A 1,679-nucleotide genomic window follows, 5' to 3' on the forward strand; every position below is an offset into this window, starting at 1 on the left:
ACCTGAATAATTCATAGCTTTAATTCTTTGGCACATTTTATTGAAATATGTATCACTAATATCCCTATCAACTGATTTTGACTAAAAAGTTACTTCAAACATTCACTGTTCAAAAATATTGAGGAATAAATTTTGGGTGTAAGGCATTTTGAGCATACTTCTCCCTGGATAACTTCCCAGTAAAAAAATCGTTAGATTGTTGGATTAGATCCATTGACTGCCTCGCCTCAGGCGAGCAAAGACCCTGTAGAATTCATTCTGATACACATGATAACTAGATAATTTGAGATAGACTCGTCTACCCGTTTGGACTAATTTCCCAGCAACTTTCAGAAACTTCAATCGAATAGAATGAATGGTCATTCCCTTTTGGACTTCTTCAAAGCCAATCGTTCTTAAGAAGTTGACTAAGTTGTAAGCTATCAAGCTGAGCATCATTCGGACATGATTCTCCAAAAAGCGAGGACTGTCTGTTTTGTCAAAGTAAACGCCAGCTTTCGCTTCTTTAATGAAGTTCTCCATTGTGCCACGTTTGGCATAGAGAGAAAAGATGGTATCAGGAGAAACATTTTCTGATAGATTCGTCACGATAAATTCATGTCGAAAGAGTAGTTCGCCCGCTTCACGTGTTGAGCGTATACACACGTGACGACTTTGTGACCAGGATTGTGCTTGATAAGTGGTCGAGAAGTACTGAACTTCTCGTTCTTCCCACTTTTGATTATCGCCATAAAGTACTGATTTCTCAGCGATTTGACCTAGTCTACGATTATTCTTCAGTCGAATAACATAATGACTCTTTTTTGATTCACACGAATCATACACACCAGGTGTAGCGAACCCGCTGTCTCCACGAACCAAGATGTCAGTGTTTGGTAGAGAGTGATTATAGTGCTCTAATAAAGGTGTGAGAAACTCCTTTACGCCTTTTGATGTATATTGATTTCCTGAACGTAGTTCAGCTTTTAAGAAGTCACCAGTCAATCCGTCAAAAGCTACCAATGGATGGTAACCATAGGTTTGGTAGTGTGTATTATAATCCGTTTGTTCTTGGTGACCAAATGTATCTGAATGGGTCGAATCTAAATCAATGATTAATTCCGTATCATTACGGATGAGGCGTGCTTTATCGATAAGTTCTTGGTTCAAAGCTTGAAGTTCATGGATATTCTCCTCAGATAGTCGATCTAAAAATCGGGAAAGTGAAGATTGAGAAGCGAGTTCTTTCCTATCTAAAACAGCTTTAAACACAGGATCTTGTCTCAGGAGATTAGCTGCAGAATCAGCTGAGTAACCAGCAATTAATTGCATAATGAACTGCTCAAGTATGGATAAGTTGTCATGAGTAAAATACGCTCGTTCGTCTTCAATGTGAATGTGTTGCTTAGCCAGTTCAGAAAAACCAAAGATGTTCATTAGCTCTTTCACTAGGACGAGACCCGAATCACTCGATAATTGACCACCTGTATGAGAAATAGTGATATTTGAATTGAATTTTACTTGGTTTTTGTGTAAGCTAGTCATGAAAAGAACTCCTTTCTTTTGGTTGGTTTAGTCACTTTAACCATAGCAGAAAGGGGTTCTTTTTTCATCACTTAACGGGTGAAGATGAAAAAGTAATTGTAAGCTGCCGTGAGGCAGTTTCACATGGTTTTAATTAAAAGTATGAATTATTCAGG

Annotated in this window: 1 protein-coding gene; it reads right to left on the reverse strand. The window is 38.1% G+C overall.

Annotated elements, in window-relative coordinates:
• Positions 1–204: 204 nt before the first annotated feature.
• Positions 205–1,524: an IS1380-like element IS1678 family transposase gene (locus DIZ30_RS11335; RefSeq protein ID WP_002301788.1), complete on the reverse strand. Its 1,320-nt coding sequence runs from the start codon at positions 1,522–1,524 to the stop codon at positions 205–207.
• Positions 1,525–1,679: the final 155 nt, after the last annotated feature.

The organism is Enterococcus sp. H57 (assembly GCF_003112495.1).
Taxonomy (GTDB): Bacteria; Bacillota; Bacilli; order Lactobacillales; family Enterococcaceae; genus Enterococcus_B; species Enterococcus_B faecium.